The organism is Mesorhizobium sp. (assembly GCF_965229135.1).
In the GTDB taxonomy this organism is placed as follows: domain Bacteria; phylum Pseudomonadota; class Alphaproteobacteria; order Rhizobiales; family Rhizobiaceae; genus Mesorhizobium.
In genome coordinates, this window is sequence record NZ_OZ245860.1 from 4,401,425 (window position 1) to 4,420,640 (window position 19,216).

The 19,216-nt window shown below is 63.5% G+C and carries 21 protein-coding genes; 13 read left to right on the forward strand and 8 right to left on the reverse strand.

What is annotated here, in order from left to right:
* Positions 1-48: 48 nt before the first annotated feature.
* The 3 genes from ACO07C_RS21000 to ACO07C_RS21010 all read right to left on the reverse strand — a co-directional run bounded on the left by ACO07C_RS21000 (position 49) and on the right by ACO07C_RS21010 (position 2,193).
* Positions 49-999 (reverse strand): acetyl-CoA carboxylase carboxyltransferase subunit alpha, encoded by a 951-nt coding sequence (locus ACO07C_RS21000; RefSeq protein ID WP_421916072.1) that lies wholly within the window; start codon positions 997-999, stop codon positions 49-51.
* Between the two features lie 99 nt (positions 1,000-1,098).
* Entirely contained in the window at positions 1,099-2,016 is a 918-nt protein-coding gene (locus tag ACO07C_RS21005) for a site-specific tyrosine recombinase XerD (RefSeq protein ID WP_421916073.1), read from the reverse strand.
* Positions 2,017-2,040: 24 nt separating this feature from the next.
* Positions 2,041-2,193, reverse strand: a complete 153-nt coding sequence (locus tag ACO07C_RS21010; RefSeq protein WP_421916074.1) for a histidine kinase — start codon at positions 2,191-2,193, stop codon at positions 2,041-2,043.
* A gap of 148 nt (positions 2,194-2,341) precedes the next feature.
* Here ACO07C_RS21010 and ACO07C_RS21015 point away from each other — a divergent pair, with 148 nt between their 5' ends.
* The 5 genes from ACO07C_RS21015 (at position 2,342) to ACO07C_RS21035 (ending at position 7,642) form a co-directional block, all read left to right on the forward strand.
* Entirely contained in the window at positions 2,342-2,953 is a 612-nt protein-coding gene (locus ACO07C_RS21015) for a shikimate kinase (RefSeq protein ID WP_421916075.1), read from the forward strand.
* Positions 2,950-4,128, forward strand: coding sequence for a 3-dehydroquinate synthase (gene aroB / locus ACO07C_RS21020; protein WP_421916076.1), 1,179 nt, complete (start codon positions 2,950-2,952; stop codon positions 4,126-4,128). The genes ACO07C_RS21015 and aroB overlap by 4 nt, the downstream gene beginning before the upstream one ends.
* Complete coding sequence (locus tag ACO07C_RS21025) at positions 4,125-5,012, forward strand: HlyC/CorC family transporter (RefSeq protein WP_421916077.1); 888 nt, start codon at positions 4,125-4,127, stop codon at positions 5,010-5,012. Before aroB ends, ACO07C_RS21025 begins: the two co-directional genes overlap by 4 nt.
* Before the next feature lie 89 nt (positions 5,013-5,101).
* Positions 5,102-5,902 carry an alpha/beta hydrolase gene (locus ACO07C_RS21030; RefSeq protein ID WP_421916078.1) on the forward strand — a complete coding sequence of 267 codons (801 nt, stop codon included), beginning with the start codon at positions 5,102-5,104 and terminating at the stop codon, positions 5,900-5,902.
* 186 nt (positions 5,903-6,088) lie between these two features.
* Entirely contained in the window at positions 6,089-7,642 is a 1,554-nt protein-coding gene (locus ACO07C_RS21035) for an acetolactate synthase large subunit (RefSeq protein ID WP_421916079.1), read from the forward strand.
* A gap of 12 nt (positions 7,643-7,654) precedes the next feature.
* On the opposite strand, the gene ACO07C_RS21040 is transcribed toward ACO07C_RS21035, so the two are convergent.
* On the reverse strand, positions 7,655-7,957 hold the full coding sequence (locus ACO07C_RS21040) for a BolA family protein (protein WP_421916080.1): 303 nt from the start codon (positions 7,955-7,957) through the stop codon (positions 7,655-7,657).
* A gap of 152 nt (positions 7,958-8,109) precedes the next feature.
* On the opposite strand from ACO07C_RS21040, the gene ACO07C_RS21045 reads away from it, so the two are divergent.
* The 5 genes from ACO07C_RS21045 (at position 8,110) to ACO07C_RS21065 (ending at position 14,293) form a co-directional block, all read left to right on the forward strand.
* Positions 8,110-8,754, forward strand: a complete 645-nt coding sequence (locus tag ACO07C_RS21045; protein WP_421916081.1) for a J domain-containing protein — start codon at positions 8,110-8,112, stop codon at positions 8,752-8,754.
* A 123-nt stretch (positions 8,755-8,877) separates the two neighbouring features.
* Entirely contained in the window at positions 8,878-9,864 is a 987-nt protein-coding gene (gene cobS / locus ACO07C_RS21050; protein WP_421916082.1) for a cobaltochelatase subunit CobS, read from the forward strand.
* A 60-nt stretch (positions 9,865-9,924) separates the two neighbouring features.
* A complete protein-coding gene (gene cobT, locus ACO07C_RS21055; protein ID WP_421916083.1) occupies positions 9,925-11,823 on the forward strand; it encodes a cobaltochelatase subunit CobT in 1,899 nt (632 codons plus the stop codon).
* Positions 11,820-12,845, forward strand: a complete 1,026-nt coding sequence (locus ACO07C_RS21060; protein WP_421916084.1) for an esterase-like activity of phytase family protein — start codon at positions 11,820-11,822, stop codon at positions 12,843-12,845. The genes cobT and ACO07C_RS21060 overlap by 4 nt, the downstream gene beginning before the upstream one ends.
* Before the next feature lie 137 nt (positions 12,846-12,982).
* Positions 12,983-14,293 (forward strand): calcium-binding protein, encoded by a 1,311-nt coding sequence (locus ACO07C_RS21065; protein ID WP_421916085.1) that lies wholly within the window; start codon positions 12,983-12,985, stop codon positions 14,291-14,293.
* 37 nt (positions 14,294-14,330) lie between these two features.
* Here the strand turns inward: ACO07C_RS21065 and ACO07C_RS21070 are convergent, their stop codons facing one another.
* The 3 genes from ACO07C_RS21070 to rpmB all read right to left on the reverse strand — a co-directional run bounded on the left by ACO07C_RS21070 (position 14,331) and on the right by rpmB (position 16,156).
* The gene (locus ACO07C_RS21070) at positions 14,331-15,017 is read right to left on the reverse strand and encodes a spermidine synthase (RefSeq protein WP_421916086.1); all 687 of its coding nucleotides are present in this window, start codon (positions 15,015-15,017) and stop codon (positions 14,331-14,333) included.
* A gap of 26 nt (positions 15,018-15,043) precedes the next feature.
* Entirely contained in the window at positions 15,044-15,724 is a 681-nt protein-coding gene (locus tag ACO07C_RS21075; RefSeq protein ID WP_421916087.1) for a queuosine precursor transporter, read from the reverse strand.
* Positions 15,725-15,859: 135 nt separating this feature from the next.
* A complete protein-coding gene (gene rpmB / locus ACO07C_RS21080) occupies positions 15,860-16,156 on the reverse strand; it encodes a 50S ribosomal protein L28 (RefSeq protein ID WP_353006111.1) in 297 nt (98 codons plus the stop codon).
* A gap of 256 nt (positions 16,157-16,412) precedes the next feature.
* Between rpmB and ACO07C_RS21085 the strand changes: the two genes are divergently transcribed.
* The 3 genes from ACO07C_RS21085 to ACO07C_RS21095 are packed head-to-tail and all read left to right on the forward strand — an operon-like array spanning position 16,413 to position 18,784.
* Positions 16,413-17,201, forward strand: a complete 789-nt coding sequence (locus tag ACO07C_RS21085; RefSeq protein ID WP_421916088.1) for a DUF3108 domain-containing protein — start codon at positions 16,413-16,415, stop codon at positions 17,199-17,201.
* Between the two features lie 27 nt (positions 17,202-17,228).
* A complete protein-coding gene (locus tag ACO07C_RS21090; protein ID WP_421916089.1) occupies positions 17,229-18,116 on the forward strand; it encodes a DMT family transporter in 888 nt (295 codons plus the stop codon).
* Positions 18,113-18,784 (forward strand): lysoplasmalogenase, encoded by a 672-nt coding sequence (locus tag ACO07C_RS21095; protein ID WP_421916090.1) that lies wholly within the window; start codon positions 18,113-18,115, stop codon positions 18,782-18,784. Before ACO07C_RS21090 ends, ACO07C_RS21095 begins: the two co-directional genes overlap by 4 nt.
* On the opposite strand, the gene ACO07C_RS21100 is transcribed toward ACO07C_RS21095, so the two are convergent.
* On the reverse strand, positions 18,781-19,215 hold the full coding sequence (locus ACO07C_RS21100) for a cupin domain-containing protein (protein WP_421916091.1): 435 nt from the start codon (positions 19,213-19,215) through the stop codon (positions 18,781-18,783). The two genes, ACO07C_RS21095 and ACO07C_RS21100, sit on opposite strands and share 4 nt — an antisense overlap.
* Position 19,216 lies beyond the last annotated feature (1 nt).

Sequence of the window (19,216 nt, forward strand, 5' to 3'; positions counted from 1 at the left end):
TTACCATGCCAGGCTGCGCTGCCGTCGTTTCACGGTAGTCGGAAATGCCTAGAGGCTGCGCCCCATTGCCAGATATTTCTCGCGGCGCTGCTCGCGGAAATCCACGTTGGCACCGCCAAACTCCTTCATCGTCTTGGCGATAAGGTCGCCGGTCGTGGCAATCACGGTTTCCGCGCCACGGTGGGCGCCGCCGAGCGGTTCGGGAATGATGGCGTCGATGACCTTCAATTCCAGCAGATCCTGCGCGGTGATCTTCATGTTGGTCGCCGCGTCCTTCGATCTTGTGGTGTCGCGCCACAGGATGGAGGCAGCACCTTCCGGCGAGATCACCGAATAGATGGCATGTTCAAGCATGTAGACGCGATTGGCGGTGGCGATGGCGATCGCCCCGCCAGAACCGCCTTCGCCGATGATCACCGAAATCGACGGCACTTTCAGGCTGAGGCAGGTCGAGGTCGAGCGGGCGATGGCTTCCGCCTGTCCGCGCTCTTCGGCGTTGACACCGGGATAGGCGCCGGCCGTGTCGACCAGCGTCAGGAGCGGGATCTTGAAGCGGTCGGCCAGTTCCATCAGCCGCACCGCCTTGCGATAGCCCTCGGGTCGCACGGAACCGAAATTGTGCTTCAGGCGGCTGGCGGTGTCCGAGCCCTTTTCCTGGCCGATCACCGCCACCGGCTCGCCACGGAAGCGGGCGAAACCGCCGACGATCGCCTGGTCCTCGCCGAAATTGCGGTCGCCGGCCAGCGGCGTGAAATCGGTGAACAGTCCCTTGATGTAGTCGACGCAGTGCGGCCTGTCGGGATGGCGCGCCACCTGCACCTTCTGCCATGGCGTCAGCGCCTTGTAGGCATCGCGAAGGGCATCGCGCGAACGCTTCTCGAGACGGCTGATCTCGTCGCCGACATCGACGGCCTCGCCGTTCTCGGCAAGCTTCTTCAACTCGAGGATCTTGCCCTCAAGATCCTGGACCGGTTTTTCGAAATCGAGGTAATTGTACATTCTTGAGCGGACCGATACGCCGGAAGTCAATGGATTGTAGGAACCTGAAATTGGCGGTTCCGAGCGGTGGAACGTCGCCCTCACATAGCGATATGAGGTCTAGTCGGCAAGCGGATGATGATCGTTGACCAGCCGCACCAGCCGTTCCTCCAGCACATGGGTGTAAATCTGGGTCGTCGAAATGTCGGCATGGCCAAGCAATTGCTGCACCGCGCGCAGATCGGCGCCGTTCTGCAGGAGATGGCTGGCGAAGGCGTGGCGCAGCACGTGCGGCGATATCCTGGCTGCCGCGATGCCGGCCCTGGCGGCCAGCCCCTTCAGGTCGCGGGCGAAAACCTGGCGGGATAGAAAACCGCTGTCGGACGCGGCCGGAAACAGAAACGGGCTGCTGGCGAAGGCCGGTATCGTGGCGCGCGCCGCCAGCCACGCCCGCATCGCGACGCGCGCCTTGGCCGAGAGCGGCACCATGCGTTCCTTGTCGCCCTTGCCGCGCACCATGAAGAAGCGGTCGTCGCGCTGGGCCACCGTCACCGGCAGGCCGACCAGCTCGGAAACGCGAAGACCCGTGGCATAGAGCACTTCCACCAGAGCGTGCAGGCGCAGGGCCGCCAGGCTGTCGCCGTTGCTCAGGGAGGCATCGCCGGCTTCGGCCGCGGCACGGTCGATCAACCGGCCGGTATCGGCCTCGCTCATGGTCTTTGGCAGCGGCCTGCCCTTTTTCGGGCTGTCCAGCGTGCCGGTCGGATCGTCGCCGCGCAGGCCCTCGGCATAAAGGAACTTGAAGAATTGCCGGATCGCCGAGAGTTTGCGCGCCTGAGAGGTGGCGGCGAAACCGCGCGCGGCGACATCGTCGAGATAGGCGCGGATATCGGCGGCGCCAGCGCCGGCCAGTCCGCCCTTGATCTCTTGCGAAGCGTCTTCGAGGTCACGGCGATAGGAGGACAGCGTGTTTTCGGCAGCGCCCCGCTCGGCGCTCATCATCTCCAGGAAGGCTTCAATGCGGGCGGCGCTGTTCATTTCTTCGGGGTCAGTTCTTCTTTGTCAGCTTTTCTTGGGATTCAGCTTTTCCGGCGGGATGCGCACGCTCATTTCCGCCTTTTTGGGCTCGACGAACATGGCCAGCGCGAACATCGTGCCATAGGCAATGCCGGCCAGAATCGCTATTGTCACGACAAAGCGGAACAGTGTCGGCATCAATCTTCGCCCGTCTTCTTGTTCTGTGTTTCCAAACCCTGTGCCCTTATGGGACGCCAATCCGGCCAATTCAAGGAAGAAGCGTGGCCAGCACGACGCTTGACGCAAACAGGCTTTTGATGTCGATACGCCGGCAAAGAGGGCCCGTATGAACGCGCTACCAGCAAATCCTCCTGGCGAGAGCCATGCCGCGCTGCTCGGCCGGCTGGGCAGCCGTTCCATTGTCTTTGTCGGCCTGATGGGCGCCGGCAAGACCGCGATCGGCCGCAAGGTGGCGACAATGCTGTCGCTGCCCTTCCTCGACAGCGACCATGAGATCGAAAGCGTGTCGCGCATGACGGTTCCGGAGCTGTTCGAGCGCTATGGCGAAACCGAGTTTCGGGCGCTGGAGCAACGGGTCATCCTGCGCGTGCTGGAAAACGGTCCGCAGGTGCTGTCGACCGGCGGAGGCGCCTTCATGAATGCGCAGACGCGCGAGGCCATCGCCGGCCACGGCGTCTCGGTGTGGCTGAAGGCGGAACTCGACCTGCTGATGGAACGGGTTTCCAAGAAGCAGAACAGGCCGCTGTTGAAGAGCGCCGATCCCCGCGCCGTGCTGGAACGGCTGATGGCCGAGCGCTATCCGGTCTATGCCGTCGCCGATGTCACCGTGCCGACCCGCGACGACCGCAAGGAGGTCATCGCTGCCGAGGTGGTCAACGCGCTTTGCGGTCATCTCGGCGTTGCCGAAATCCCTGCCACTGGCGAGGTCGAGTCATGAGCGAAGCCGCGCCAGTCGTCGTCGAAGTCGGGTTGGGCGATCGGGCGTACGACATATTGATCGGCTCTGGATTGCTGTCACGCGCCGGCGCCGAGATTGCGCGCCGCCTGCCTGGCACGCGGGCCGCTGTCGTGACAGACGACAACGTTGCCGCCGCGCATCTCGAGACGCTGAAGGCCGGACTTGAGAAGGGTGGCATCACGCCTGCCGTCATCACGATGCCGCCGGGCGAGAAGACCAAGAGTTTCGCCCATCTCGAGGAGGTGGTCGATGGCATTCTGGCGGCCAGACTGGAGCGTGGCGATGTCGTCATCGCGCTGGGCGGCGGGGTCATCGGCGACCTCACCGGCTTTGCCGCCGGCATCGTGCGACGCGGCATGAATTTCGTGCAGATACCGACTTCGCTGCTGGCGCAGGTCGATTCCTCGGTCGGCGGCAAGACCGGCATCAACAGCCCGCGCGGCAAGAATCTCGTCGGCGTCTTTCTCCAGCCCAAGCTGGTGCTGGCCGATACCGACGTTCTCGACACGCTGCCGATCCGCGAATTCCGCGCCGGTTACGCCGAACTCGCCAAATACGGCCTCATCGACCGTCCCGATTTCTTCGCCTGGCTGGAGCAGAACTGGTCAAAAGTATTCGCCGGCGGGCCGGAGCGTGTCGAAGCCATCGCCGAGGCCTGCCGCGCCAAGGCCGATGTCGTCGCCCGTGACGAGTTCGAGACCGGGGACCGGGCGCTGCTCAATCTCGGCCACACCTTTGGCCATGCGCTGGAGGCCGCCACGCAGTATGACGGCGCCCGGCTCGTCCACGGCGAGGGCGTGGCGATCGGCATGGCGCTGGCGCATCGTTTTTCATCGCGGCTCAACCTGGCCAGTCCTGACGACGCGGCGCGGGTCGAGGCGCATCTGCGCGCCGTCGGCCTGCCGTGGCGCATGGCCGATATTCCCGGCGATCTGCCGGACGCCGAGGCGTTGCTGTCCTTCATCACCCAGGACAAGAAGGTGTCGCGCGGCGCGCTGACCTTCATCCTGACGCGCGGCATCGGCCAGTCCTTCATCGCCAAGGATGTGCCCGCTTCCGAAGTGCTGTCTTTCCTGAAGGAAAACCATCCGGGCCAGCATGGCAGCCGCCCGGGCCAGCAGAGCCGTCCGGGCCAGCAGAGCCGTCCGGGATGAACGAGACGGGCTGGATCGTCGTTGTTGCTCTTGCGGTCGTTGGTGTGGCGGCCATGGTCATGCGTGAGGAGCTTCTCGCCATGTTCGGCTACCAGCTTACGCGTATCGAGCCGCAGCGATCGACCCAGGACGAATTGCGCGGCGCTGTCGACGATTTCCGCCGCGACGGCCAGGTTGTCCGGGAGGATCGCGACCGTGTCGGCGGCCTGTTCGATCTCGCGGAACTCGAAGTCTCCGACATCATGGTCCACCGCACCAATATGCGCTCGGTCAATGCCGACAATCCGCCGGAAGCCGTGGTGCGCGAGATCCTGCAGAGCCCGCACACCCGCATGCCGCTGTGGAGAGGCTCGCTCGACAACATCGTCGGCGTGTTGCACGCCAAGGACCTGCTGCGGGCACTGAACGATGTCGGCAACGATTTCTCGCGGATCGATGTGATGAAGATCGCCTCGAAGCCATGGTTCGTGCCGGACACCACGACCTTGCAGGAACAGCTCAACGCCTTCCTGCGCCGCAAGGCGCATTTCGCTGTCGTCGTCGACGAATATGGCGAGGTCGAAGGGTTGGTGACGCTGGAGGACATCATCGAGGAGATCGTCGGAGAGATCGCCGACGAGCACGACGTCGACATACAGGGCGTCAAGCAGGAGGCGGATGGCTCGGTCGTCGTCGACGGTACGGTGCCGATCCGCGACCTCAACCGGGCGCTCGACTGGAACCTGCCGGACGAGGAAGCCACGACCATCGCCGGCCTGGTGATCCACGAAACGCAGTCGATCCCCGACGAGAAACAGGCGTTCACATTCCACGGCAAGCGCTTCATCGTCATGAAACGCGACAAGAACCGCATCGCCAGGCTGAGGATAAGACCCGTCGTATAAGTGGCGACGGCGGGTACGTTACAAATCATTCATTGGAACTTCGCGGCGCCAAGGTGCATTTTCGCAAGGGGCATGGCCGGGAGACGACGATGATCGACAGGCGAACGCTGCTTTTGGCGTCCATGACCACGCTGCTGCCGATTGGTGCGCTCGCGGCAATGGGCAAGCCGTATCCACAGACCTTCGATTATGGGCCGGCAAAGCTCGATATCTATGCGCCCGATGGCGCGCGCGGCCTGCCTGTGGTGTTCTTCGTCCATGGCGGCGCCTGGGAATTCGGCAAGCGTTCGCAGGTTCATGACAAGCCAGCCTTCCTGCTGGCCAACGGCTTCTGCTTCGTATCCATCGACTACCGCATGCTGCCGGACGCCGATGTGGCGACGCAGGCCAGCGACGTCGAAAAGGCCTATGCCTTTGTGCGGGGCAACATCGCGCAACATGGCGGGGATCCGAACCGGGTCGTGGCGATGGGCCATTCGGCCGGTTGCCATCTCGTCGCGCTGACCGGCATGCGCGGCGGGTTGCCGGGCGTGGCCGCGCTGCTTCTCGACGATACGAGGGCCTATGACCTGGCCGCACTTTCCAGGAATGGCGGCATGGTTCGGGCCTATTCCCGTGTCTTTTCCGATCCGGCGCAATGGGCCGCCCTGTCGCCGGCAACCTATGTCGACGGCAGCAAACATCCACCGACATTCATCGCTTATTCCGGGGCGTCGGGGCGCGCCGAGGACTCCAGGGCCTTCGCGGATCGGCTGCGGGCCACGGGCACCAAGGTCACGCTGTTCGACGGCAGCGCCTATACCCACATGTCGATCAACAGCGATTTCGGCAAGGATGGCGACGCGCTGACCGCGGCCGCGCTGGCGTTCCTGAAATCGACGGTGGGCTGATCTTCTCCCAGGCAAGGCACCGGCATCAACGGCACTGGATCAGACCAAAAGTGTCGGCGGGATATTGCGGTGGCGCTGCGCGCGGGTGCAATGGCTGCATCTGTTTGTCTTGACGCAATTCCGGGCGGAGAACCGCTTGATAATCTTCCTGGAATTGCTGCTGGTCGTCGATGGGAGAGAGTTTTCATGAATGGCGCCGATGTCCTGTGTGACGTGCTGCTGGCCAACGAAGTGAATGTCTGCTTCGCCAATCCCGGCACGTCGGAAATGCACTTCGTTGCCGCTCTCGACCGCAAACCTGAGATGCGTTGCGTGCTTGGGCTGTTCGAGGGCGTGGTGACCGGGGCTGCCGATGGCTATGCGCGCATGACCGATCGTCCCGCCGCGACGCTGCTGCATACCGGCCCGGGCCTGGCCAATGGTCTCGCCAACATGCACAACGCCCGGCGCGCAAGGACGCCGATGATCAACATTGTCGGCGATCATGCGTCCTATCATCTGCCGCTCGATGCTCCTCTCACCAGCGATATAGAGGGGCTTGCGGCGCCGATGTCGAATTGGGTTCGCCGCATCGAGGGTCCAGCCGATGTGCAGCCGGCGACCGAGGCGGCTTTTCGCGCTTCGCTCACGCCGCCGGGTGTCACGACGCTGATCCTTCCGGCTGACGCGGCCTGGGGTGACGCCGACCCGGCCACGCCGGGCAAGGTCATCCTGCCGCTGCCGCCAGCGGTGGACCTGGACGCTGTGCGAAAGGTTGCCGATGCTATCCGTGCCGCTCCGGGGCGCGTCGGCATGATCGTTCGCGGACGCGCGGCGCGGGCCGATGCGCTTGACATCGCCGGCCAGATATCGGCGGCCGCTGGCGTGCGCTTGTTCAGCGAGGTCCTGATCGCGCGCATGCAACGCGGCCGCGGGCGCGTGGCGCCGACCCGCATCCCATATCCGGTCGATGCCGCGATAGCGGTGCTAAGGTATATCGACGTGCTGGTGCTGGTCGGCGCAAGGGAGCCGGTTGCCTTTTTTGCCTATCCCGGGAAGCCGGGCCGGCTCGCCCGCGAGGACTGCGAGGTGCTGACGCTGGCAGGCCATGGCGAGGACCTGCATACGGCGCTGGAAGCGCTTCGCGACGAGCTTGGCGTCAAACCTTCGCAACAGACAGTGTTCGCAACCGCCTTTCCCGACGAAGCAACGCCGGTCGGCAAGCTGACGGATGACGCGATCGCGTTGTCGGTGGCGCGCAAGCTTCCCACGGATGCGATCGTATGCGACGAGGCGGTCACTTCGGCGCGGCGTTTCTTCGCGCTGTCCGCCTTTGCCGCGCCGCATGACTACATGATGGGCACGGGTGGATCGATCGGCGGCGGCATTCCGATGGCGACCGGAGCGGCGGTCGCCTGTCCTCACCGTAAGGTGATCAACCTCGAAGCCGACGGCAGCGGCATGTACACGGTGCAGGGATTGTGGACGCAGGCCCGGGAAAATCTCGACGTTGTGACGATCGTCTTTTCCAACCGGACGTATGCGATCCTGCATGGCGAGATGCGCAATGTCGGCGTGAACGCCATCGGCGAGAATGCCAGGCGAATGCTCGACCTTGACCATCCCGCGCTGGACTGGGTTAGTCTGGCCAAAGGCATGGGCGTGGAAGCGGCGCGCGCCGATACCTGCGAACGGTTCGACGCGCTGCTGGACAGCGCACTGTCCAGGCGCGGGCCGTTTCTGATCGAAGCGGTGATCTGACCGGCTGACAACCTACCAGCGCGTCGCTTCGCCCGGCGCCGCCGGCTCGATTGCCAGAGCGTGCACGCCTGCCTTCAACTCGTCCGCCAGCAATTCGTTGACGGAGCGGTGGCGGTCGATGCGGCTCATGCCGGCAAAGGCAGGTGAGACGATGCGGACGCGGAAATGCGTCTCACCGGTGCCGTCATAGGTTGCGTGGTGGTCGGAGTCCTGATGATGGTGACCGGCATGGAGATGGCTTTCGTTGATGATGACCAGCCGTTCGGGCGAGAATGCCTTCTTCAGCTTGTCTTCCATCGTTGCCTGTATGGACATCGCCAACTCCCTTCACCACATATGCGCGACCGGAATGCCGCCGCGATCCGCGACAAAATCCGTCAGTCGCCTGCTTTATGCCGCGATTCAGCGGTTAGGGCGATCAACGCGAAAATGTCAATTCTTGTTTCGCATCAGCGAACGCCCCATAAATGGGTGAGATGAAGCCGTACCCCAAATATTTCGAAAAGATTCGCGTCCGCCCCGACAAGGATGCGGAGGTGAAGTCGCATTCGCCAATCTGCCAGTGGGACGGCTGCAAGGAGGCCGGCACCCATCGCGCGCCTGTCGGGCGCATGAAGGAGGGCGAGTATTTCCGCTTTTGCTTCGACCACGTGCGCGAGTACAACAAGGGCTTCAACTATTTTTCCGGCGTCCCTGACACCGAAGTCGCGCGTTTCCAGAAGGAAGCGATGACCGGCCACCGGCCGACCTGGAAGATGGGCGTCAACGGTGCCTCGACGCGCACCTCTCCCGGGGCGGCGTCGCCCGATATGGCGCAGATGCGCTCCGGCCGCGCCGGCTATTACAACCGCATGCGCGACCCGTTCGACCTGTTCAAGGGACCGAAGGATCCGCGCGAGGCGCGCGAGCGCAAGGCAAAGCCGCTTGAGGCCAAGGCGCTGGAAACGCTTGGCCTTGATACAAAGGCGACTGGCAAGGAGATCAAGGCGCGTTATAAGGAACTGGTGAAGCTCCACCATCCGGATGCGAATGGTGGAGACAGAGGTTCGGAAGACCGGTTCCGCGATGTGCTTCAGGCCTATCGCGTGCTCAAGCAGGCGGGCCTGTGCTGAGCGAACTTAGGGTTTGGGCTGTTTTCCAACTTTCATAAGGTTGGAAAAGGCTTTAAGACCGCCCCCGAACAAAATCGATTGCCGGCGAAACTCGGCGTTTCGCCCGTGGAGACGTTGAGAGATATGAACAAGGTCGATCGCGATATCGCCAACCTGCCCGACACGACGGTGTCGGTGAAGGAAAAATTCGGTTTCGAGTCCAAAATGGTGGTGCCGGCCTATTCGGTGACATCAGAGCACGTGCCGGACATCGATCCGGACTATCTGTTCGACAAGGCAACGACGATGGCGATCCTCGCCGGCTTTGCCTATAACCGGCGCGTCATGGTGTCGGGCTATCACGGCACCGGCAAGTCGACCCATATCGAACAGGTCGCCGCGCGCCTCAACTGGCCGTGCGTACGCGTCAACCTCGACAGCCATGTCAGCCGTATCGACCTCGTGGGCAAGGACGCCATCGTCGTCAAGGACGGCCTGCAGGTCACCGAATTCCGCGACGGCATCCTGCCCTGGGCCTACCAGCACAATGTCGCGCTGTGCTTCGACGAGTATGACGCCGGCCGTCCGGACGTGATGTTCGTGATCCAGCGCGTGCTGGAATCCTCAGGCCGGCTGACGCTTCTCGACCAGAGCCGCGTCATTCGTCCGCACCCGGCGTTCCGCCTCTTCTCGACCGCCAACACGGTCGGCCTCGGCGACACCACCGGCCTTTACCACGGCACGCAGCAGATCAACCAGGCGCAGATGGATCGCTGGTCGATCGTCACCACGCTGAATTATTTGCCGCACGACAATGAAGTGGCCATCGTGCTGGCCAAGGCCAAGCATTATCGCGATGGCAAGGGCAAGGACATCGTCAACAAGATGGTGCGTGTCGCCGACATGACGCGGTCCGCTTTCATCAATGGCGACCTGTCGACGGTGATGAGCCCGCGCACGGTCATCACCTGGGCCGAGAATGCCGAGATTTTCGGCAATGTCGGCATGGCGTTCCGGCTGACCTTCCTCAACAAGTGCGACGAGTTGGAGCGTTCGGTGGTGGCCGAGTTCTACCAGCGCGCCTTTGGCGAGGATTTGCCGGAGAGCGCCGCCAACGTCGTGCTGGGGTAAGAGCGGGATGCCGGAAGTCCTTTGACTTTTCGGGCAACATCGCGCTCCAGGGAATAATCGATGGCAGGTCCGGGCGACAACACGCGCAACAAGTCGAAGACGGGGTCTGAAGCCGACAGCTTCAAGCGCGCCGTCACCGTTTGCATGCGCGCCATTGCCGGTGACAAGGAACTGGAAGTCGGTTTCGCCAAGGACAGGCCGGCATTGGCCGGCAGCCGTGCGCGCTTGCCCGAACTGCCCAAGAAGGCGTCGAAGACCGATATCGCCATCACCCGCGGCCTTGGCGATTCCATGGCGCTGAAGCGTGCCTGCCATGACACGCGCATCCACAACAAGCTCGCGCCCGAGGGCAAGCAGGCCCGCGCCATCTACGACGCGGTCGAGCAGGCACGTGTCGAGGCGATCGGCAGCCGCGCCATGCAGGGCGTCGCCGACAATATCGGCTCGATGCTCGAGGACAAGTACACCAAGGCAAACCTTGCAGACGTCCGCGACAAGGCCGACGCGCCGATCGAGGAAGCGCTGGCGCTGATGGTGCGCGAGAAGCTGACCGGCCGTTCCGTGCCGAAAAGCGGCGAGCGGTTGGTGGAGCTCTGGCGTCCCTGGGTCGAGGAGAAGGCCGGTGCCGATCTCGACGGTCTTGCCGGAAAGCTCGAGGACCAGCAAGCGTTCGCCCGTGTCGTGCGCGAGATGCTCGCCTCCATGGAAATGGCCGAGGAACTCGGCGACGACCAGGAGACCGAAGACTCCGAGGACAATGACGAGAACCAGCCGCAGGGCGAGGAGCAGAGCGAGGAGGGCGGCGAGGACGATTCCGGCTCCGAGCAGTCGCAGTCCGAGGATGCCGAGGCTTCGGCCGACGACGAGCAGTCGTCCGAGACCGAGGCTTCGGATGCCACCGCCGACGATCTGTCTGACGATGACGACGCCGACGCCGAAACACCCGGCGAGGCGCGCCGCAACGACAATCCCTTCGCCAATCTGCCGAAAGACATCGACTACAAGGTCTTTACCACCGCTTTCGACGAGACGGTGGGCGCCGAGGAGCTTTGCGAAGAGGAAGAGCTGGACCGGCTGCGCGCCTTTCTCGACAAGCAGCTTGCCAACCTGTCCGGCGTCGTCGGCCGGCTGGCCAACCGGCTGCAGCGCCGCCTGATGGCGCAGCAGAACCGCTCCTGGGATTTCGATCTCGAAGAGGGCTATCTCGATCCGGCACGACTGGTGCGCGTCGTCATCGACCCGATGCAGCCGCTGTCCTTCAAGCAGGAGCGCGACACGAAATTCCGCGACACGGTGGTGACGCTGGTGCTCGACAATTCGGGCTCGATGCGTGGCCGGCCTATCACGGTCGCCGCCACCTGCGCCGACATTCTGGCGCGCACGCTTGAGCGTTGCGGGGTCTCGGTCGAGATCCTCGGCTTCACCACCCGTGCCTGGAAGGGCGGGCAGGCGCGCGAGAAGTGGCTGAAGGACGGCAAGCCGCCGAATCCGGGCCGGCTGAACGATCTGCGCCACATCATCTACAAATCCGCCGACCATCCGTGGCGGCGGGCACGGCGCAATCTCGGCCTGATGATGCGCGAGGGCCTGCTCAAGGAAAATATCGATGGCGAGGCCCTGCTGTGGGCGCACAATCGCCTGATCGCCCGGCCGGAACAGCGCAAGATCCTCATGATGATCTCCGACGGCGCGCCGGTCGACGACTCGACGCTGTCGGTCAATCCCGGCAACTATCTTGAGCGGCATCTGCGCGCGGTGATCGAGCTTATCGAGACGCGCTCGCCGGTCGAGTTGCTGGCCATCGGCATCGGCCATGACGTCACCCGCTACTATCGCCGTGCGGTCACCATCGTCGACGCCGAGGAATTGGCCGGTGCGATGACCGAGCAACTGGCTTCGCTGTTCGGCGAGGAAAGCACGCGGGAGACTCGGCGCGGCGGCATCCGACGCGCGGGATGATTTTTTCGCGTGGCGGCTTTCGGCTAGCGTTCTGCGCCGCAAACCTGTTTCTCGGCATTGCCCTGGCGCCGGCGCTCGCCGCCGACACAGTAGCCGTCCAGCCGGTCGAAATCTCGGTTCGCCCGATCACCGAATTCCATATTGGCCGTCCTGAAACCCGGTTTGGTCCGTTCGAATTCGTCGGCGGGCTGGAGATGACCTCGCGCTCGCGCGATTTCGGCGCGCTGTCGGCTTTCCGTTTCCTGAAGCCGGGTGGCGATTTCATCGGCGTTGCCGACACCGGATTTTGGTTCTTCGGTACCGTGGCCCGCGACGCGAACGGGCGGCCGTCCGGCATCCAGAATTTCCGCATGCAGCAGATGGTCGACGAGACCGGCAAGGGGTTCGCGCAGAAGTGGCAGGTCGACGCCGAAAGTCTCGCAGTCAAGGACGGCGTCGCCACAGTGGGATTCGAGCGTGACCATCGTGTCGCCCAATACACGATCGATCCAGCCGACATGAAAGCGCCGCTCCGGCAGTTGGATTTCCTGATTCCTGCCCAGGAGCTTCGCCAGAATCGCGGTTTCGAGACCATTGCCCAGGCCAATGCTGACGGACGTCTTCATGGGGCGCTGGTTGTTGTCTCCGAAAGAAGCCTCGACAGTACCGGAAACGTCTACGCCGCCATCATCGAAGGGCCAGGGAAGGGGATATTCACGGTCAAGCGCGACGGGAGCTTCGACATCACCGATGGCGCATTCCTGCCCAATGGCGACCTGCTGCTGCTCGAGCGCAGCTTCTCGATGGCCGGCGGCGTCAAGATGCGGCTGCGGCGTATTCACGGCGAGAGTATCGAGAAGGGGGCTGTCGCCGATGGCCCGGTATTGATGGAAGCCGACATGGGCTACCAGATCGACAACATGGAGGGGTTGGATGTCTGGACACGCGAGGATGGCGCGCTGATGGTGTCGCTGGTTTCCGACGACAACCACTCGATCCTGCAACGCAATCTCTACCTGGAATTCATTCTCCACCAGTCTTGAGCCCGCGCCATATGGGGCTCGAGCCGCTAGCCCGTGCCTCATTCATAATTTGCTAACCTCGATCCGCGACATTGGCCTGCAATCCTAGGTTTCAGCGCGGCGACGCCTGCCTGAAGTCCGCTAGCTGGTTCGGATCGATGACCCCTATCCTGTCCACATCTCGGCAACAGACGGCCTTGCAGGTGTTGAAACTGGCGCAAGGCGGTGACCCCCAGTATGCCGGTAAAACGAATAGCCCGGCACTCGGCAACGATCTCGGCGCGCTGGTGGACAACAATTCGCAGAAGAATGCGATGGCAAGGATCAGCAAACTGCTGCTCGAAGGAGCCTCCGCCAGTAGGGGCTGGATGGTTGTCATGCCGGCCGATGCAAAGATGGTCGAGGGTGGCTCCGGCAACGACGTTGTCAACCTTGCTTCGGCCGGGGATGAGGATCAGCTGAACTACATCTCGCTTGGGGATGGAAACGATCGGCTCAATCTCGTGTCCACGGGCGACGCGACCTCCGATTATTGGCAGGGCCAAGCGGTGTCCGTCGCGACGGCGGCATCGGATGCCGTCGGTGCCAAGACCGCTGTCGTGGTGCCTGAAGGTCAAGGCATCTTCGCGGGCGCCGGCAACGACATCGTCAACATTGCCGCCGGACGGGATGTCTACATCGTCGGCGGCAATGACGGCCAGGACGTTCTCAATGTCGCAGCCGGAAGAAATGCATTCGGCATCTGGGGAGGGTCCGGGAACGATGTGGTTAGCGTCGCGGCCGGGAAGAATGTCGACAACATAACCGGTGATGCTGGAGATGACATCGTCACGGTCGCGGCCGGGGTAGACGCGCGCAGCATCTCCGGTGGGGAAGGCCGCGATATCTTGACTGTCGCTGCCGGCAAAAGGGCCTCCGAGATATCGGGCGGCCAGGGCTCCGACATCATCAATATCGCCGCCGTTCAGGCCGCCTACATCTCAGGAGATGACGGCGACGATGCAATCACCATCGCGGCCAACACAGTCGATCATGTCGACGGTGGAAGCGGCAGCGACAGTATCGTGATCAATGCGCGTACCGCCAGCGCCATATCGGGTGGGCGCGGTGACGACACGATCGATCTCACCGGCACGGACAAGGCTTCGGTTTTCTTCGATCGCGGCGATGGCAAGGACCTTGTCCGCATCAAGGGCGAGACAACGATCACCTTCGCAGGGCGTTCGATCGACGATGCGGCGATCAGCTACGGTGACGGCAAGATCACGATTTCCTTTGCCGACAATGGTGATTCCGTTACCGTGGACTACAGCGTGGCAGCGTTGAAAGGCCATGCGCCCGAGCTCAGTTCCGGGAAGGGAGGCGAGTCAGGGTTTTTCACGCCGGGATCCAACACCAACGACCTGCCGCTCTTCAAGACCTATTTCGAGAGCCACAGCGCCGCCGGTTTCTCGCTGACCCTCAGGTGACGCCGAAGCCTCGAAGGCTTCCAGCAACGAGGGATGTCTATCGGCTTGGTTGCGGCCCTTTGGTGGCGATCCAGATGACATGACGCGCGCCGCGCTTGCCGTTGGCGCGTGTCTTGACCTCCTCGACGGCAAAGCCGGTCTGGTCGAGCCGCCGGGTGAAGCTGGCATCGGGCCCCTGCGACCAGACCGCCAGCACGCCACCCGGCTTGAGAGTCGCCCGCGCGGCGCTGAGCCCGGCCGCGCTGTAAAGCGCGTCATTGCCCTTGTGGACGATGCCTTCGGGGCCGTTGTCGACATCAAGCAGGATGGCGTCATAGCTCGACGCTTCCGATCGTATCAGCTGGCCGACATCGGCTTCACGAATGCTGACGCGTGGATCGTCGAGAGAGCCGGCAAAGACCTCGGCCATCGGGCCGCGCGCCCAGGCGACGACAGCCGGTACCAGTTCGGCGACGACGATGCTGGCGTCCGCGCCCAGTTCGGCGAGGGCGGCGCGCAAGGTGAAACCCATGCCGAGACCGCCGATCAGGATCCGCGGCTGCCTATGGCTGGAAATCCGATGGCAAGACAGTTTCGCCAGCTCTTCCTCGGAGCCGCTGAGGCGGCTGTTCATCAACTCGTTGGTGCCCAGCATGATCGAGAATTCGGCGCCGCGCCGCTTGAGACGAAGTTCCTGCTGGCCGTCGGGTGTCTTGGCAGAGTCTAGCTGGACCCAAGGGATCACGGCCTGATTCCCTTCGGAATCATGGCCTAGGCTGCCATCGCCGGCTGGTTCCAGCGTGCGGCCAGCAGCCTGTAGGGGATCAGCGCCACGATGGCGATGATCAGCTTCACACTAAGGTCGCCGAGCGCCCAGGAGACCCAGCGCATCGTTTCGACATGGAACACGCCCATCAGCGGGGCGGTCTCGAGCGCAAAACTGTCGTTAGGCCCCGCGAATGCGAAAACGGCCGAAAAAGCGATGCTGAAGAACACCAGCGTGTCGAACACCGAACCGACCAGCGTGCCGACGATCGGCGCGCGCCACCAGCTCTGACGGCGCAGCCGGTTGAACACGGTGACGTCGAGCAATTGCGCGGTGAGGAATGCCGCGCCGGAAGCCGCGGCGATGCGCGCAAGCCGGCTAGCCGCGGTGTCGAACTCGATCAGGCCATGGCGGAAGAGGAAGGGCGGCACGAGGATCGAGCAGACGACCGCCGTCATGAAGCCGACAAAGACGATCCTGCGCGCCACGGCCGGACCGTATCGGCGGTTGGCAAGGTCGGTGACCAGGAAGGAGAACGGGTAGGTGAAAGCGCCCCAGGTCAGCAGGTCAGCCAGAGACAAGCCGCCGATCTGGCCCTGCATCGGGAACTGCACGAGTATGTTCGACGCCACGACGACGAGCGCCATGGCGACCACGAAGGGCAGGTATCGCGAGAAGGACGTCATTTTTTTATCCTGGGTAATGGAACCAGTGCAGCATCATCCGAAAGCCGGATCACGCTCCATTGTCAGTCTTTTCAACGAAACGGCCGGCAACCGCGTAGCGATTTCCGGCCTATGCGTGGAAAGGTTGCCCGAAAATCAGGCGGCCGGCTGGTCGGCCAGCTTCTTGGCGATCTGCTTCTTCAGCAGGCGCGCGCGCTGCGACAGTTCCTTGGCATCGGCCTTGGCCAGGAAAGCGTCGAGGCCGCCGCGATGTTCGACCGAACGCAGGGCGTTGGCCGAGATGCGCAGGCGCACATTCTGGTTCAGCGCTTCCGAGATCAGCGTCACATTGACGAGATTCGGCAGGAAGCGACGCTTGGTCTTGTTGTTGGCGTGGCTCACATTATTGCCGGACATGACTGCCTTGGCAGTGAGTTCGCAGGTGCGGGACATGGTTCTAACCTCAGTTCTCGGACTTGCCAAACCTTTGTGCCCACGCCGGGTGGCGCGCGGTTCTGGTCAGGCGGCCTTATGGAAAAAGTTGGCGTTCCATAGTTGCATTTCGCCGGTGCGTCAAGCTCCGGCTCGCCCATGGGCATGACGGGCACTTCATATAAACGCCGGATTTGCGCCTATAAGCGATCGGACAGGGACATGCCAAGCCGGCGTTGCAAATCTCCGGCCGAAAAAATCGAGGATCGATCTGCGAATGCTTCGTGTTTCACATGCTCTCATCGGGTTGCTTGCCTTGGCGTTGCCGACGGCGGCGACAGCCGCCTCACCGCAATCGTTCAAGGGCGAATACACCGTGTCATTCCTTGGCCTGTCGATAGCCAAGTCCACATTCTCAAGCCGCTATGAGAACGGCGCCTACCAGATCGACGGCACCGTCAGCAGCGCCGGCCTTGCCAAGCTTTTCGACGATACGCGTGGCACGATTTCGTCCAAGGGCACGATTTCAGGCCAGAAGATGCAGCCGCAGGTATTCCGTGCCGACTACACGTCGGGCAAGAAGGCGTCGATGATCGATATCCGCTTTGCCAACGATGCGGTCACCTCGACCAAGGTGATCCCGGCGCCGGGAAAACGCGACCCCAAGGATTGGGTGGCGCTCGGCGCAAGCGACCTGAAATCCGTGCTCGACCCCATGGCCGCCACCGTCATCCATGCCGACAGTCTCGACCAGGTCTGCGGGCGCACGGTGAAATTCTATGACGGCGAGATGCGTGCCGACCTGACGCTGACCTATGATTCGAAGGGAAAGATCTCGGTGCCCGGCTACAAGGGCGACACGATCACCTGCAGGATGGGTTTCGAGCCGGTCGCGGGCTATCGCAAGGGGCGCAAGGCGCTGAACTATCTCAAGGACCACAGCCGCATGATGGTGACGTTTGCACCGCTTGGCCAAACCGGCGTATATGCGCCGATCCACGCGACGGTCGGAACGCAGATTGGCACACTGACCATCAGCGCGGGCCGTTTCGAGGCCGTGAATTAGGCGCCGTGGCGCGCCGCCGGAGGGGGCATGGGGCGCGCAACACTGATCGGTTTCTCGGCGGTCGCGATGTGGTCGCTGCTGGCCCTGTTGACGGATGCGTCGGGCAAGGTGCCGCCCTTCCTGCTTTCGGCGATCACCTTCACCATCGGTACCGGCGTCGGCCTTGTGGCACGCCTGTTCATGCCGGCGCCCGACCAGAGCCAGAAGATACCGCCGCAAGTATGGGTCATCGGCATTGCCGGTCTGTTCGGCTATCACTTCTTCTACTTCACCGCGCTGCGCAACGCGCCGGCGGTGGAGGCGAGTCTCATCGCCTATCTTTGGCCGCTGCTGATCGTGCTGGGATCGGCGCTGATGCCGGGTGAGCGCCTGACCTGGAACCATGTCGTCGGCGCACTGCTCGGCCTTGCCGGCACGTTCCTGATCGTCACCAGGGGCGGCGGCCTCGCCTTCGACGCGCGCTATGCATTCGGCTATGCCATGGCCGCCGTCTGCGCCGTGCTGTGGTCGTCCTATTCGCTGCTATCGCGGCGTTTCCCCTCGGTGCCGACCAGCGTCGTCACCTGGTTCTGTGCCGCCACGGCGGCGCTTTCGCTCCTCTGCCATCTGGCGCTGGAGCAGACCGTGCTGCCGCAAGGCGCCGGCCAGTGGCTGGCGGTGCTCGGCCTTGGCCTGATGCCGGTGGGCGCGGCCTTCTATGCCTGGGACATCGGCGTCAAGCGCGGCAACATCCAGGTGCTGGGCGCGGCAAGCTATGCCGCGCCGCTCTTGTCGACGCTGGTGCTGATTGCCGCCGGCGTCGCCGAGCCATCGCTCCGCATCCTTGCTGCCTGCGTGCTGATCACCGGCGGCGCTGCACTCGCGGCAAAATCGTTGTTCCTGCGCAGGCCGGCCACTGGCGGAGCAGGGGCATGATGCCGTTCCCGGGTGGCATCGACACCAATGCCAATGCGACGCTGGTGTTTTCTCTGGCGGCGGCGGTGATCTACGCTTTCGCGCTCGGAATGCCGCCGAGGCTCGCCCGCTCGGCGGCCAAGACCCTGGCCGTGGCAATGCTTGCCGTGCTGGCCTTCCTGCAAGGCGGCCCGTTGCTGCTGATCGGAGCGCTGGGGCTCAGCGCCATTGGCGACGCCTTCCTATCGCGCGACGGCGAAAAGGCCTTTCTTGGCGGGCTGGCAAGTTTTCTCGCCGCGCATGTGGTTTTTACCGCGCTGTTCCTGCGCTCCGGCGGCGGCGTCGGATTGCTCGGCGCCGAACCCTGGCGCGCGGCAATCGCCGTGGCGATGGCTTTGTTCGCGCTCGTCATGCTGGTGGTGCTGTGGCGTCGCGTCGGTCCCGACCTGCGCGTGCCCGTCGGCGTCTACATCGTGGCCATACTGGCCATGGGCGTTTCGGCGCTCACCATGAACAATGCCTGGGTTATCGGCGGCGCCATCCTGTTCATGGCGTCCGACGGGCTGCTGGCCGCCGAAAAGTTCCTGGCGCCCGCCATATCGGGGCATCGTACGTGGATGCGTTACGCCGTCTGGGGGCTGTACTACGCCGCACAGTTGGGTATCACCCTGGGTTTCCTGCTCGGCTAGGACCGTTTCGGCTGCCAGCCCGGCTCGGCCAGTTCGAACGCCGCGAAATCGAAGCCTGGCGCCACGGTGCAGCCGACCAGCGTCCATTCGCCAAGGCTGCGCGCCGACTGCCACCAGCCCGCCGGCACGACGATCTGCGGCCGCTGGCCCGCGGCCAGTTCGCTTCCAAGCACCTGCTCTATGACCTGATTGGCGGCCGGGCCGCCTTCCTCCCACATAGAAAGCGCCAGCGGCGCGCCGGCGTAGAAGTGCCAGATTTCCGCGGCGTCCTTGACGCGGTGCCACGCCGACAGCTGATCCTGCTCCAGCAGGAAATAGATCGCCGTCGAATGGCCGCGCCCCTCGCCGTCGCGAAAGGTTTCCGCATACCAGCCGCCTTCGGGATGCGGCTTCATTCCAAGCGTGGCGATGATTTCGGCGGAATTGGTCATG